Source organism: Micrococcus lylae NBRC 15355 (assembly GCF_001570885.1).
GTDB classification, from domain to species: Bacteria; Actinomycetota; Actinomycetes; order Actinomycetales; family Micrococcaceae; genus Micrococcus; species Micrococcus lylae.
Map to the genome: position 1 here is coordinate 144,378 of NZ_BCSN01000001.1, position 13,947 is coordinate 158,324.

Genomic DNA, 13,947 nt, shown 5'->3' on the forward strand with positions numbered 1-13,947 from the left:
CCGGTGCTGCCCCCGATGCCCTCCTGCCGACCACGATCGGTGTCGTCCACCCCCCCCTCAACGGGGCGACGTGCTCTGGTGGGGTGGCAGGTCACCTGTCGTTCTATATTGGGCCAGGCGGGTCATGGGCCTCCGGGGCCGTTCTGGAGACATCCTCCCGACCTTCCCCAGTGGTTCGACTCTGAGCGGGCACCATAGGAAAGGGACAGCGCAGCATAGACTGGTCGTCATCGGGCAAGGGTATGTGGGGCTTGCGGTCTCCATGCAGGCTGTCGAGGCGGGTCTTGACGTCGTCGGTCTGGACCTCAGCGAACACCGCATCTCGGACCTCGCAGCCGGGCACTCCTAGGTCGAAGACATCAGCGACGGCGAGTTGCGGTCGGCCCTGGACACGGGACGTTTCCTCCCTTCGCGGGACTATGCGGACGCGGAGGACTTCGACGTCGCCGTGATCACCGTCCCCACGCCGCTGCGGGACTCTCTGCCGGACATCGCCTTCATCGAGTCTGCAGGCCGGTCTCTCGCCCCGTACATCCGGCACGGTTCCACTGTGGTCCTGGAGTCCACTACGTACCCGGGCACCACGGATGAGCCCTTGGTGCCTCTGCTTGAGGACGGCTCAGGCTTGCGAGCCGGCCAGGACTTCCATGTCGGATACTCCCCGGAGCGCATCGATCCGGGGCGCAAGGACTGGACGTTCAAGACCACCCCGAAGGTCGTCTCCGGCCTCTCGGACGCGTGCCTGGAGAAGATGCTGGCATTCTACGGAACCATCATCGACGAACCCGTGCCCGTGAAGGGCACTCGCGAAGCCGAACTGGCGAAGCTGCTGGAGAACACCTTCCGTCACGTCAACATTGCCCTCGTCAACGAGCTCTCCGTCTTCGCCCACCAGCTGGGCGCGGATGTGTGGGACGCCATCCGGGCGGCAGACACCAAGCCCTTCGGCTACATGCGTTTCACCCCCGGTCCGGGAGTCGGCGGCCACTGCCTGCCGGTCGACCCGAGTTACCTGTCCTGGGCCGTGCGCAAGGACCTTGGTCAGACCTTCCGCTTCGTGGAGCTCGCCAATGACGTCAACGATGCTCAGCCGCGGTATGTGGTCGAGCGCACTGTGGAGTTGCTGAACGAGGACCGGAAAGCTCTGAACGGAGCCAAAGTGGCTCTCGTGGGACTGTCGTACAAGCGGGATTCCTCGGACATCCGCGAGGCCCCGTCATCGGATGTGATGAAGCGTCTGTCCGAGTTCGGAGCCGAGCTCTCGGCTCTCGACAATTGGGTGCTGGAGCGCTCCTGGCCTGAGGGGGTCCGACGGCTTTCCGCCGAGGCCGACCTGGGAGACCAGGACGTTGTGATCGTCCTGACAGATCACTCGGATGTGGACTACCGCGCACTGGCGGACCTGGGCGTACGGGTGTTCGACACTCGGAACGTCGTTCCCGCCTCAGACACCGTGTCCGTGCTCTGACGCGTCAGAGCGTCGGTCCGACGGCGGCGGTCATCGGGAACGGAGGCGTTCGGTGCCTGCGGGAACCGGCGCCTGGAACGGGTGGAACTGACGGGGCACACCCGTCAGCAGCCGGGACAGCGGTGTGGAGAGCAGCACCAGACCGATGGCCCAGCTGAGCAGCAGGGTGCGCACGAATTTGGGGAACGGATCCGTCACACCCAGCTCCATGAGCTCCATGAGCACCTCGCCGTGGACCAGCACCACCACGGTCCCCGTGCGCACGAGTGCGGAGATCGCCGTGCGCACCACCCGCCCGGTACCGGTGCGCTCGGCCAGCAGGCGCAGGAGACGGTTGACGAAGGAGCCGAACACCAGCACCGCGCCGGCGGCCATCATGACGCCCACCAGCGGGGTCAGCAGCGGCGTGCCGAAGCCGCCGAACTTGATGTTGTGCGGCTCCAGGCCCAGCGCCACGGCGCCCAGGCCGAGCCCGATCAGCACGGTGCCGATCAGGGCCCGGTGCCGGACCACGTTCGGCTCGATCCGGCGGCGGAACAGCTCGCCGGCCAGCAGGTAGAACAGGCAGGGGAAGGCCAGGCCGAATCCCAGGGGGGTCTTCGCGATCCACGAGTCCGCGGTCGTATAGGCGACCCCGAGCCCGGCGCCGCTGAGCACCCAGGCGGCCCAGGAGGGGAAGCGTTCCAGGAAGCGGCGCAGCACCGTGGTGAAGAACAGGACCGAGATGAACCAGAAGGCCCACCACGGCGGATCCTGGTCCGCACCGCCGTACCAGCCGCTGCGCATGAGCTCCCAGAACCGGTCAGGGTCCTGGTGGTTCCAGCGCCAGGCGGCCACGGACATGAGCACGGCCCAGACCAGGTACGGGACGGCCAGGGACTTCCAGCGGCCGCGCACGTCAGGGACGAACGGCCGGCCCCGGGTCCAGAAGTAGCCGCTGAGGAAGAAGAACAGCGGCATCCTCCAGACCTCGAGGTACTGGCTGAACTCGAGCTTGGAGAGGTAGGAGTGGCCGAGCACCACGGCGGCGATGGACACAAGACGGAGGGCGTCCACGCCGGTGTTCCGGGTGGACGCCCTCCGTACAGGTGTCGCGGCGCGCGAGGTCATCGACCGCCGGGAGCCTTCAGTTCAGGGCTGGCTCAGTGGCCGCGCTCGACCGCATGGGAGGCCGGGGTGTGGATGGCGACCTCGTCCACCGAGTCGCCGCGTCCGAGGATCTGCTTCGGGATGAGGAAGGCGAGGACGGCGCAGACCAGGACCGCGATGCCCGGGACCCACACGTTCTCCAGGGTCCAGAAGCCGATGGCATAGCAGACGCCCACGAACAGGCCGAAGCTCACGATGAAGGCGACGAGGCTGCCCCAGAGCCCGCCGACGTTCGAGTGGTCAATGGGCTTGCCGTTGCGGATCACGACATACTCCTTCGTCAGTCAGATGGACGCGGCACGGTGCGAGGACGCGTCAGTCACCAGCCAGGATACCAAGGGTGGCGGAGGCGCCGATGCGTGTGGCGCCGGCCTCGATCATCGCCAGCGCGTCCTCACGGGTGCGGACGCCGCCGGAGGCCTTCACGCCGATCTCCGGGCCCACGGTGCGGCGCATCAGGGCCACGTGCTCGGCGGTCGCGCCGGCGGTGGAGAAGCCGGTGGAGGTCTTCACGAAGTCCGCGCCCGCCTCCACGGAGGCCTCGCAGGCCAGGACGATCGCGTCCTCGTCCAGCAGGGCGGTCTCCACGATCACCTTGAGCAGTGCGCCGCCCTGCCCGGCGGCGCCGTTCTCATGGGCGGCCTCGGCCACGGCCCGGATGTCCTCGACCAGGCGCTGACGGTCGCCGGCACGGGCGGCGGCCACGTCGATGACCATGTCCACCTCGTCCGCGCCGTCGGCGATCGCCTGGCGGGCCTCGAACGCCTTCACGGCGGAGGAGTTCGCGCCGAGCGGGAAGCCGATCACGGTGCAGGTCAGCACGTCCGAGCCCTCCAGCGCCTGCGCCACGGTCGGCACCCAGCGCGGGTTCACACACACGGACTTCACGTTCGCCTGCAGGGCCTCGGCCACGATGCGCCGGATGTCCTCGGCGGAGGTCTCGGCCTTCAGGGCGGTGTGGTCGATGTACGTGGCCAGCTCGGCGGAGGTCAGGTCTGCGGTGGTCATCGTCGGCGTTGCCTTTCGGTCGGTTCGGGTCTGGTCGGTCTCGGTGCGGGCAGGACGTCACCCGGCCACGAGGGCGGCGATCTGGTCCCGCACGGCCGCGAGGCGCGTGCGGGCGGTCTGCGGGTCCGCGTCCGTGGTGCCGAGGTAGCACTTGAGCTTCGGCTCGGTGCCGGAGGGACGGATCACCACGCGGGTGCCGGTGTCCGTGGAGAAGAGCAGGCCGTCGGTGGGCGGCAGGTCCTCCGAGCCGGCGGCGAGGTCCACGGACGCGGTCACCGGGTCCCCGGCGAGCTCGGCGATGCCCTCGGAGCGCAGGCGGGCCATGGCGTCCGCGATGATCTGCACATCCTCCACGCGGACGGACACCTGGGCGGACGGCATGGCGCCGGTGGTGGCGTCCAGGTCCGCGAGGGCGTCCCACACGCTGCGGCCCTCGGCCTTGAGCCCGGCGGCGAGGTCCGCGGCCACGAGGGCGGCGGTCATGCCGTCCTTGTCCCGCACGAGGTCCGGGGCAACGCAGTAGCCGAGGGCCTCCTCGTAGCCGTAGCCGATCTGTGGGGCGCGGCTGATCCACTTGAAGCCGGTCAGCGTGGCGTGGTGGGGCACGCCGGCGTGCTCGGCCAGGCGGGACAGCTGCGGGGAGGAGACGATCGAGCAGGCGGTCGAACGGCCCAGGGCCTCCAGCCGTGGCAGCAGGTGCGCACCGAGCAGGGCGCCGACCTGGTCCCCGGAGAGCATGCGCCAGGTGCCGTCCGCCTCGGGCGCGGCGAGGGCGAGGCGGTCGGCGTCCGGGTCGTTGGCGATCACCAGGTCCGCGCCGAGGTCTGCGGCGGCGTCGAAGGACAGGTCCAGGGCGCCGGGCTCCTCCGGGTTCGGGAAGGCCACGGTGGGGAAGTCCGGGTCCGGCTCGGCCTGCCGGGCCACCACGTTGACGTCGGTGAAGCCGGCGCGCTCCAGCAGTCCGGGCAGCACCGCTGCGCCCACCCCGTGCATCGGGGTGTAGACGATCGTCAGCGCGTCCCGGCCGGTGGCTTCGCGGCGGTCCTCGTCCAGTACGCCGAGTGCGGCCTCGGAGTACGCTTCAACGAGCTCCTCGTCCGCGACGTCCCAGCCGGAGTTCGCCATCGGTATGTCCGCGAACCAGGCCTCGTGGTCGATGCGCGCGGCGATCTCCGCGTCCGCCGGGGTGACGATCTGCGCGCCGCGGCCGGCGGCGTCGGTCATGCGGCCGCCGAGGTACACCTTGTAGCCGTTGTCCGCCGGCGGGTTGTGGCTGGCGGTGACCATCACGCCGGCGTCGGCGTTGAGGTGGCGCACCAGGAAGGCGAGCACGGGGGTCGGCAGCGGGCGGGGGAGCAGGGTCACCTGGGCGCCGGCGGCGGTGAACACGCCGGCGGAGTCGCGGGCGAAGGACGCGGAGCCGTGGCGGGCGTCGTAGCCGATCACCACGGACGGCGGTGCCTCGTCCTCGCCGAGGGTGTCCAGCAGGTACCGGGCGATCCCCGCGGTGGCACGGCGGACCACCAGCCGGTTCATGCGGGACTCGCCCGGACCCTCCTCGGCGCGCAGGCCGGCGGTGCCGAAGGTCAGCGGACCGGAGAAGCGGGAGCGCACGGCCTCGGCCGCGGCCACGTCCCCGCCCTCGGCGGCCTCGAGCTCGGCGGTCAGGGTGGCGGCATGCTGGGCGTTCGGCTCCTCGAGGGCCCAGCGGCGGGCGCGCTCGAGCAGCTGCGGGTCCAGTGCGGCGGTGTCACGGGGTGCGGTCATGGGAGGAACCTCGGGGTGTGTCAGAGGAGAGGGGAGAAGAAGGCGGGATTCCCGACGACGGCAGCTCGCCGTCGTCGGGAAGCCGTCAGCGACGTCAGAGGCGACCGATGATGTCCGCCAGCAGCGCCGGGATCCGCGGGCCGGCGGCCTGGCCGGCCTCCACGACCTCCTGGTGCGACAGCGGCTCCTCCTGGATGCCGGCGCCCAGGTTGGTCACCAGGGAGATGCCGAAGACCTCGAGGCCGGCGTGGCGGGCGGCGATCGCGTCCAGGGCGGTGGACATGCCCACCAGGTCGCCGCCGAGGACCTTCGCCATGCGGACCTCGGCGGGGGTCTCGTACTGAGGGCCGGAGAACTGCACGTACACCCCCTCGGTCAGGGACGGGTCGATCTCCTTGGCGATCCGGCGGATGCGCGGGGAGTACAGGTCCGTCATGTCCACGAAGGTGGCACCGACCAGCGGGGTGGCGCCGGTGACGTTGATGTGGTCTGCGATGACCACCGGAGTGCCGGGGGCGATCTCCGGGTTCAGGCCGCCGCAGCCGTTGGTGAGGATCACGGTCTTCGCGCCGGCCGCCGCGGCGGTGCGCACGGTGTGGGCCACGGCCTGGGCGTCGCGGGACTCGTAGAAGTGGGTGCGGGAGCCGAACACCAGGGCGGAGGTGCCGTCGGCCAGCTTCACGGAGCGGATGGACGCGTTGTGGCCCGGCACCTTCGGAGCATGGAAGCCCGGGACGTCCGCCAGCGGGACGGAGTGCTCGGTCTCGCCGATCAGCTCGGCGGCACCGCCCCAGCCGGAGCCGAGGACCACGGCGATGCGGTGCTCGGCCACGCCGGTCGCCTCGGCGATCACGGCTGCCGCAGCACGGGCCTCGTCGAATCCGGGGTGGTCGCCCTGCAGGGCGGGGGTCTGCGCGGTGGTTCCGTTCTGGTCTCTCACGCAGGACAGTCTAGGCGGGCGGCCCACTGTGGCGCCGGTGCGTGCTCTGCCACAATGGACGCCGTGAGCACCTCGAACAGCACCTACACCCCGTCCCTGACCATCATCGGCGGAGGCCCCGGCGGATACGAGGCCGCCATGGTGGCCGCGAAGCTGGGCGCGAACGTCACCGTGATCGAGCGGAAGGGCATGGGCGGCTCCGCAGTGCTCACCGACGTGGTGCCCTCCAAGACCCTCATCGCCACCGCAGACTCCATGCGCCGCGTGGGCACCGCCCAGGACCTCGGCGTGGACCTGGGCGCCGGCGCCGAACCGCGCGCCGTGATGGCCCAGGTGGACCGCCGCATCCTGGAGATCGCCGGCGAGCAGTCCCAGGACATCCAGCAGGTGCTCGAGCGCCGCGGCGTGCGCGTCATCCACGGCGTCGGCAAGGTCGTGGGACCGCACGAGGTGGAGGTACGCCGCCATGACGACGCCGACGGCGAGCCCGAGGTCATCACCTCGGACGCGATCCTGCTGTGCGTGGGCGCCAGCCCGCGAGAGCTGCCCTCCGCCCAGCCGGACGGGGAGCGCATCTTCAACTGGACGCAGCTGTACTCGCTCGCGGAGGTCCCGGAGCACATGATCGTGGTGGGCTCCGGCGTCACCGGCGCCGAGTTCGCCTCCGCCTACGACCTGCTCGGCGCGAAGGTCACCCTCGTCTCCTCCCGCGACCACGTGCTGCCCGGCGAGGACCAGGACGCCGCGGAGCTGCTCGAGCATGTCTTCGAGTCCAACGGCGTGAACGTGGTGGCCCGCTCCCGCGCCGAGGGCGCCGAACGCACCGAGGACGGCGTGCGCGTGCACCTGTCCGGCGAGGGCGCCAAGGACACCCCGTACATCGACGGTTCCCACGTGCTGTTCGCTGTCGGCGGCATCCCGAACACCGCGGACCTGGGCCTCGAGGAGGCCGGTGTGGAGCTCACCGAGTCCGGCCACATCAAGGTGGACGGCGTCTCCCGCACCTCCGTGCCCTCCATCTACGCCGCCGGGGACTGCACCGGCGTGTTCGCGCTGGCCTCCGTGGCCGCCATGCAGGGGCGCATCGCCGTGGCGCACCTGATGGGCGATGCCGTGAAGCCCCTGCGCCCGCACCTGGTGGCGTCCAACATCTTCACCTCCCCGGAGATCGCCACCGTGGGCGTCACCCAGGCCCAGGTGGACTCCGGCAAGTATCAGGCGGACGTGGTGAAGCTGGACTTCTCCACCAACCCCCGCGCCAAGATGCAGGGCGTCACCGCGGGCTTCGTGAAGGTCTTCGCCCGCAAGGGCTCCGGCACCGTGATCGGCGGCGTGGTGGTGGCCCCGCGCGCCTCGGAGCTCATCTGGTCCCTCGCGCTCGCCGTGACCCACAAGCTCCACGTGGACGACCTCGCGGACACGTTCACCGTGTACCCGTCCATGGCCGGCTCGCTGGCCGAGGCCGCGCGCCGTCTGCACGTGCGCCTCTGAGCCCGCACGCAGAAGGGCCCCGGCAGGAGCTGTTCCTGCCGGGGCCCTTCTGCGTGGAGGGAGGCGTCGGTCAGCGGGCGGTGCGGCGTTCCCGGGCCGAGGTCACCGCGTGGAGGTCGGCGTGCTTGGTCTCCGGTGCCAGGAAGAGCGCGATGAGCGTCAGCAGCGAGGCGGCGGCCAGGTAGTAGCCCACGTAGGCCACGTCGAAGGTGGTCACGAGCCAGGCGGCGATGAACGGGGTCAGTGCGGCGCCGAGGATCGAGGACACGTTGTAGGCGATGCCCGAGCCGGTGTACCGGGTGTTGGTCGGGTACAGCTCGGGCAGGACCGCGGACATCGGGCCGAAGGTCAGGCCCATCAGCATCATGCCGATCACCAGGAACATCACCATGCGCGGCACGTCCACGTCCGCGCCGGTGCCCATGGTCTCCGGGTTGAGCCACCAGCCGAAGGTCAGCCCGAACAGGATCATCAGGCCGGTCACGATGAGCAGCACCGGGCGGCGGCCGAAGCGGTCGGCCAGCATGCCGGAGACCGGGATGAAGGCTGCGAAGAACACGATGCCGACCAACTGCAGGACCAGGAACTCTGCGTAGGGGACGCCGAGGAAGCCGTCGCCGGTCTTGCCGATCGCGTAGGACAGGATCCACGTGGTCATGATGTAGAAGAGCACGTAGGTGGCGTACATGACGAAGGTGCCGAGGATCAGCTCCCACCAGTTGCGGCGGAAGACCTCGCCCAGCGGAGCGGAGACGCGCTGGTCGTTGGCCAGGGCGCGCTGGAAGACCGGGGTCTCCTCCAGCTTCACGCGGACGTAGAGGCCCACCAGCACCATCACGAGGGACAGCAGGAACGGCACACGCCACACCCAGGTGAGGAACACGCCGTCCATCTCCGGGTTGGTGGAGTCGTGGTCGAAGCCCAGCACGAGCAGCAGGAATAGGCCGTTGGCGAGGAAGAAGCCGATGGGAGCGCCCAGCTGCGGCCACATGGCGGCCCAGGCCCGCTTGCCCTCCTTGGCGTACTCGGTGGCGAGCAGGGCCGCACCGGACCACTCGCCGCCCAGGCCGAGGCCCTGGAAGAAGCGCAGGATGGTCAGCATGGCAGGCGCCCAGAGGCCGATCTGCTGGTACGTCGGCAGCAGCCCGATCAGGAAGGTCGCGATGCCCATGGTCAGCAGCGAGCCGATCAGGGTGGTCTTGCGGCCCACGCGGTCGCCCAGATGCCCGAACACCACCGCGCCGAGCGGGCGGGCGATGAAGGCCACGCCGAAGGTCGCCATCGAGGCGAGCAGCTTCGCCGTGTCATCGGCGCCGGAGAAGAAGATCAGCGGGAAGACCGAGACGGCCGCCGTGGCATAGATGTAGAAGTCGTAGAACTCGATCGAGGTGCCGATCAGCGACGCGGTGACCACGCGGGAGCGGGGCACCTCGTCTGCAGCGCTGATGGCCGCTGCAGAGCCGTCCGGGGAGGGGCCGGGGGGAGACGGAGGACATGGGATCTCCTGGCGGTTCGGGCCGTCGGGATCGGCGGCTCAGGCGAGTGGGACGATGGTCACCGTAGGACCGTCGACGAGCATCCTGTCTGTCGGGCGCCGGAATGTCCAGCATGCGGGACGGGGATGTCCATGTCGACGCCCCGGCGCTGATGCGCCGGGGCGTCGTCCGTGCTCGCAGGCCGGCCTCGGGGCCGGCCACGCTGTCAGCCCGATTCCGGGAGACTCACTCCGCGTCCTCGATGGTGACGATCGCCGTGCCCGCGGAGACGGAGTCGCCCGCGTTCACGGCAAGGCCCTTGACCACGCCGTCCCTGTGGGCCGTGAGCGGCTGTTCCATCTTCATGGCCTCCATGACCACGACCAGGTCGCCCTCACTGACCTGCTGGCCCTCCTCCACGGCCACCTTGACGATGGTGCCCTGCATCGGGGCGGTCAGTGCGTTCGACGAGGCGGCGGCACCGCCTCCGGAGCCGCGGCGGGCGCCGCGCGGACGGCGGCGGCCGCCGGCGCGCTGGGCGGCGTCCTGCACCGTGTGCAGGGCGGTGGCGAAGGTCGGCAGGGTCACCTCCACGCGCTTGCCGTTGACCTCCACGGTGACGGTGTGGCGGCTCTCCGGCTCGTGCGGGGCCTGGGCATCGCCGCCGAAGGGGGCGAGCTGCGCGGTGAAGTCGGTCTCGATCCAGCGGGTGTGCACGTCGAAGCCGGAAGGCTCCTCGGCGCCGGCGGTGAGCTCCGGCGCGAAGGCCGGGTCCTTCACCACGGCACGGTGGAATGGCAGCACGGACGGCATGCCGGCGATCTCCATCTCCTCCAGGGCACGCGCGGCGCGCTGGAGGGCCTGCAGGCGGGTGGCGCCGGTGACGATCACCTTGGCCACCATCGAGTCGAACGCGCCGGAGACGGTCTCGCCCTCGGTGATGCCCGTGTCCACACGGACGCCGGGGCCGGCGGGGAGACGGAAGCGGGTCAGGCGCCCCGGGGCGGGGAGGAAGCCGCGGCCCGGGTCCTCGCCGTTGATGCGGAACTCGAAGGAATGGCCGTGGACCTGCGGGTCCGTGTAGCCGAGGGCTTCGCCGCGGGCGAGGCGGAACTGCTCGCGGACCAGGTCGATGCCGGTGACCTCCTCGGAGACCGGGTGTTCCACCTGCAGGCGGGTGTTCACCTCGAGGAAGGACAGAGTGCCGTCCGCGCCCACCAGGAACTCGCAGGTGCCGGCACCCACGTAGCCGGCCTCCTTCAGGATGGCCTTGGAGGACTCCACGAGACGGGCGTTCTGCTCGTCGGAGAGGAACGGCGCCGGGGCTTCCTCCACGAGCTTCTGGTTGCGGCGCTGCAGGGAGCAGTCGCGCGTGGAGACCACCACCACGTCGCCGTGCTCGTCCGCGAGGCACTGGGTCTCCACGTGGCGCGGCCGGTCCAGGAACCGCTCCACGAAGCACTCGCCGCGGCCGAAGGCGGAGATCGCCTCGCGGACGGCGGAGTCGTACAGCTCGGGGATCTCCTCGCGGGTGCGGGCCACCTTGATGCCGCGGCCGCCGCCACCGTGGGCGGCCTTGACGGCCAGTGGGAGGCCGTGCTCGTCGGCGAACTCCAGCACCTCGGCGGTGCCGGAGACCGGCTCGGTGGTGCCCGGGGCGAGCGGGGCGCCCACGGCGGTGGCGATGCGGCGGGCCGAGACCTTGTCCCCCAGGGCCTCGATCGCCGCCGGGGGCGGGCCGATCCAGACCAGGCCCGCGCCCTCCACGGCGCGCGCGAAGTCGGCGTTCTCGGAGAGGAAGCCGTAGCCGGGGTGGACGGCGTCTGCGCCGGAGCGTTCGGCGGCGTCCATGATCTTGTCGATCAGCAGATAGGAGTCCGCCGCGGTCTGGCCGCCGAGGGCCACGGCCTCGTCCGCCAGGCGCACGTGCATGGCGTCCCGGTCCGGCTCGGCGTAGACGGCCACGGAGGTCAGCCCCTCGTCCTGGCAGGCGCGGATCACGCGGACGGCGATCTCCCCGCGGTTGGCCACGAGGACCCGGGAGAAGCGACGGGGCGGGGCGTCGGTCTCACGGTTCTCGTGTGCGGCGGCGGAAGTCATGCGCGTCAGTCTCCTCACGGTGGCAGGTCTACTCGGGCGCCCGCGCCGTCCGCGCACATGATGTGCGCCGGACCGGTCGTCGCCCACTCGGGCACCCTAGCCGCGAGACGTCGGAAACCTACAGTTCTCGGCGCCGATCCCGCGCTGTCAGGGCTCGGAGTTGGAGGAATCCCACAAAACGGTGAAGGGGACGCCCAGCTCCTCGCACTGTGTCCGCAGCGTGGACACGGACAGGCCGACCACCGCGTTGGGGTCACCGTCCACGGAGTCGACCAGTGCGGCACCTGCGCCGTCGATGGTGAAGGCGCCGGCGCACCGGAGTGGTTCTCCGGTGGCCACATAGGCGGCGATGGTCCGTTCGTCGGCGGCGGCGAACCTCACCACAGCGGACACCTGCGCGGAGGTTGACCGCAACGTGCCGTCCGGCTGCACCAGTCCCAGCCACTGCCCGGTGTGAAGCACGCCCTCACGGCCCTGCTGCAGCCGCCAACGCTCCACCGCCACCTCCGGCTCGTACGGCTTGCCGTAGGCGACGCCGTCCATCTCGAACACGGAGTCGCAGCCGACCACCAGGGTCGGCCGCTCCACGCCGGCTTCGGCGACCTGCGCGGCCACGTTCCGCCCCTTGGCCTCGGCCAGCAGCAGGGCGAGCTGCGCCGGGGACGCGCCGGAGGCCCGGGCGCCGACCGCCGCCTCGTCCACGTGGGAGACGAGCGTGCGGAACGGCACCCGGGCCCGTGTGAGGATCTCGGCTCGACCCGGCGAGGCCGAGCCGAGCACGAGCTCCGGTGCGTCGGTCATGCCAGCGCCTCGCGCAGGGTGTCCAGCCCCATGCCGCCGAGCTTGAGCGCGCGGGTGTGGAAGGCCTTGAGGTCGAAGTCCTCGCCCTCGCGCTGCTCGTGCTCGGCGCGGATCTGCTCCCAGATGCGCTGGCCGACCTTGTAGGACGGCGCCTGGCCCGGCCACCCAAGGTAGCGGGTGAACTCGAAGCGGCGCTGGCCCTCGGAGATGATCAGGTGCTTGGCCAGGAACGCGTAGCCCTTCTCCGGGTCCCACTCTCCGCCGCCCTCGGACTCGGGAGCCTCGAAGCCGCAGTGGTAGCCGATGTCGAACACCACGCGGGCGGCGCGCATGCGCTGCATGTCCAGCATGCCCAGGCGGTCGCCCGGGTCGGCCAGGAAGCCCAGCTCGTCCATGAGCTTCTCGGAGTACAGCGCCCAGCCTTCGCCGTGGCCGGAGGTCCAGCAGGCGTTGCGGCGCCAGTCGTTGAGCTCGCCGCGGTTCATCATGGCCGTGGCGATCTGCAGGTGATGGCCCGGAACGCCCTCGTGGTACACCGTGGTGGTCTCGGCCCACGTGGTGAACTCGTCCTCGCCGGCGGGAACGGACCACCACATGCGGCCCGGACGGGAGAAGTCCTCGGACGGGCCGGTGTAGTAGATGCCGCCCTCCTGGGTGGGGGCGATCATGCACTCGACCCGGTCCATCGGGGCCGGGATCTCGAAGTGCTCCTTCATCGCCTCGATGGCCCGGTCGGACAGGTCCTGCATCCATGCGCGCAGCGCGTCGGTGCCCTTGAGTCTGCGTTCCGGGTCCGCGTCCAGGATCTCGCGGGCGCGCTCCACGGAGGCGCCGGGCTCGAGCTGCTCGGCGATGGCCTCTTGCTCGGCGATGATCCGGGTGAGCTCCTCCTGGCCCCAGCGGTAGGTCTCCTCCAGGTCCACCTCGGCACCGAGGAACATGCGCGAGCCGAGGGAGTACAGCTCGCGGCCCACGGCGTCGTGCTCCGGGGCATGGGGGCGCAGCTCGGTCTCCAGGGTCTGGGCGAAGTCGCGATAGGCCTGGGCGGCGGCCTCGGCATTGACCTGGATGCGGGCGGCGAGCTCCTCGTCCACCACCTCGGCCGCGGCGGCGCGGGCGATCAGGCCGGGGAAGAAGCCCTCGTCCTCGCCGTGGGCGCGGGCCTGCTCGATCACGATGTCCACCTGGCGCACGGCGGCCACCTGGCCGCGGTCGCGGGAGGCGAGCAGGGACTCGGTGTAGCCCTGCAGAGCGGCGGGCAGGTTCGCCAGGCGGCCGGCGATGTGCTCCCACTGCTCGGCGGTGTCCGTCGGCATCAGGTCGAAGATCGCGCGGATGCTCTGGGCGGGGGAGGCGATGTTGTTCAGCTCGGTGCGGCCGGTCGCGTGGATCTCGCGCTCGAGGCCGAGACGCTCGCGGAGGGCGGCGATCGTGACCCGGTCGACGTCGTCCGCGGGTTCGAGGCCATCGAGGGCGCCGAGGGTGTCCCGGTTGAGCTCGTCCAGGGCACGGGCCCCGGCGGGGGAGTAGTCGCCGTACTCGGTTTCGTAGCCGGCGCGGCCGAGGGTGGTGGCCTCCTCCGGGTGGAGCTCGAGGTAGCGGGCGACGTGGCGCTCGGCCAGATCGTCCACGGCGGTCGGGGTGCGCGTGCCGGTGGGCGCGTCAGAGATGATGGAGGTCATGCTCTGCACTCTATCCGCAGCCCGAACACCTGCCGAGGAAGTTCGACTCGCCTCGCGAAGGACCCC

At 70.9% G+C, this 13,947-nt stretch carries 10 protein-coding genes and 1 pseudogene; 2 read left to right on the forward strand and 9 right to left on the reverse strand.

Annotation, left to right across the window (positions count from 1 at the left end; genetic code table 11):
* Nucleotides 1-124: 124 nt before the first annotated feature.
* Nucleotides 125-1,468, forward strand: a pseudogene (locus MLY01S_RS00610) (nucleotide sugar dehydrogenase).
* 30 nt (nucleotides 1,469-1,498) lie between these two features.
* Here MLY01S_RS00610 and MLY01S_RS00615 read toward each other — a convergent pair.
* The 5 genes from MLY01S_RS00615 to MLY01S_RS00635 form a co-directional block, all read right to left on the reverse strand.
* Complete coding sequence (locus MLY01S_RS00615; protein WP_245232054.1) at nucleotides 1,499-2,578, reverse strand: acyltransferase family protein; 1,080 nt, start codon at nucleotides 2,576-2,578, stop codon at nucleotides 1,499-1,501.
* A gap of 32 nt (nucleotides 2,579-2,610) precedes the next feature.
* Complete coding sequence (locus MLY01S_RS00620) at nucleotides 2,611-2,883, reverse strand: hypothetical protein (RefSeq protein WP_067188208.1); 273 nt, start codon at nucleotides 2,881-2,883, stop codon at nucleotides 2,611-2,613.
* A gap of 49 nt (nucleotides 2,884-2,932) precedes the next feature.
* Nucleotides 2,933-3,625, reverse strand: a complete 693-nt coding sequence (gene deoC, locus MLY01S_RS00625) for a deoxyribose-phosphate aldolase (protein ID WP_067188210.1) — start codon at nucleotides 3,623-3,625, stop codon at nucleotides 2,933-2,935.
* Between the two features lie 57 nt (nucleotides 3,626-3,682).
* Complete coding sequence (locus tag MLY01S_RS00630; protein WP_067188212.1) at nucleotides 3,683-5,392, reverse strand: phospho-sugar mutase; 1,710 nt, start codon at nucleotides 5,390-5,392, stop codon at nucleotides 3,683-3,685.
* Between the two features lie 94 nt (nucleotides 5,393-5,486).
* Entirely contained in the window at nucleotides 5,487-6,332 is an 846-nt protein-coding gene (locus tag MLY01S_RS00635; protein WP_082739474.1) for a purine-nucleoside phosphorylase, read from the reverse strand.
* A 54-nt stretch (nucleotides 6,333-6,386) separates the two neighbouring features.
* Between MLY01S_RS00635 and MLY01S_RS00640 the strand changes: the two genes are divergently transcribed.
* A complete protein-coding gene (locus tag MLY01S_RS00640; protein WP_067188216.1) occupies nucleotides 6,387-7,823 on the forward strand; it encodes an NAD(P)H-quinone dehydrogenase in 1,437 nt (478 codons plus the stop codon).
* A 70-nt stretch (nucleotides 7,824-7,893) separates the two neighbouring features.
* On the opposite strand, the gene MLY01S_RS00645 is transcribed toward MLY01S_RS00640, so the two are convergent.
* The 4 genes from MLY01S_RS00645 to MLY01S_RS00660 all read right to left on the reverse strand — a co-directional run bounded on the left by MLY01S_RS00645 (nucleotide 7,894) and on the right by MLY01S_RS00660 (nucleotide 13,881).
* A complete protein-coding gene (locus MLY01S_RS00645) occupies nucleotides 7,894-9,324 on the reverse strand; it encodes an MFS transporter (protein WP_082739476.1) in 1,431 nt (476 codons plus the stop codon).
* A gap of 220 nt (nucleotides 9,325-9,544) precedes the next feature.
* Entirely contained in the window at nucleotides 9,545-11,398 is a 1,854-nt protein-coding gene (locus MLY01S_RS00650) for an acetyl/propionyl/methylcrotonyl-CoA carboxylase subunit alpha (protein WP_067188220.1), read from the reverse strand.
* A gap of 147 nt (nucleotides 11,399-11,545) precedes the next feature.
* Nucleotides 11,546-12,199, reverse strand: a complete 654-nt coding sequence (locus MLY01S_RS00655) for a Maf family protein (protein ID WP_067188222.1) — start codon at nucleotides 12,197-12,199, stop codon at nucleotides 11,546-11,548.
* Nucleotides 12,196-13,881: a DUF885 domain-containing protein gene (locus tag MLY01S_RS00660; protein WP_067188225.1), complete on the reverse strand. Its 1,686-nt coding sequence runs from the start codon at nucleotides 13,879-13,881 to the stop codon at nucleotides 12,196-12,198. The genes MLY01S_RS00655 and MLY01S_RS00660 overlap by 4 nt, the downstream gene beginning before the upstream one ends.
* Nucleotides 13,882-13,947 lie beyond the last annotated feature (66 nt).

Excerpts from the sequence above, each read along its gene's own strand:
- MLY01S_RS00615 (WP_245232054.1), bottom strand. The coding sequence starts at position 2,578 with ATGACCTCGCGCGCCGCGACACCTGTACGGAGGGCGTCCACCCGGAAC.
- deoC (WP_067188210.1), bottom strand. The coding sequence starts at position 3,625 with ATGACCACCGCAGACCTGACCTCCGCCGAGCTGGCCACGTACATCGAC.
- MLY01S_RS00630 (WP_067188212.1), bottom strand. The coding sequence starts at position 5,392 with ATGACCGCACCCCGTGACACCGCCGCACTGGACCCGCAGCTGCTCGAG.
- MLY01S_RS00640 (WP_067188216.1), top strand. The coding sequence starts at position 6,387 with ATGGACGCCGTGAGCACCTCGAACAGCACCTACACCCCGTCCCTGACC.
- MLY01S_RS00650 (WP_067188220.1), bottom strand. The coding sequence starts at position 11,398 with ATGACTTCCGCCGCCGCACACGAGAACCGTGAGACCGACGCCCCGCCC.
- MLY01S_RS00655 (WP_067188222.1), bottom strand. The coding sequence starts at position 12,199 with ATGACCGACGCACCGGAGCTCGTGCTCGGCTCGGCCTCGCCGGGTCGA.
- MLY01S_RS00660 (WP_067188225.1), bottom strand. The coding sequence starts at position 13,881 with ATGACCTCCATCATCTCTGACGCGCCCACCGGCACGCGCACCCCGACC.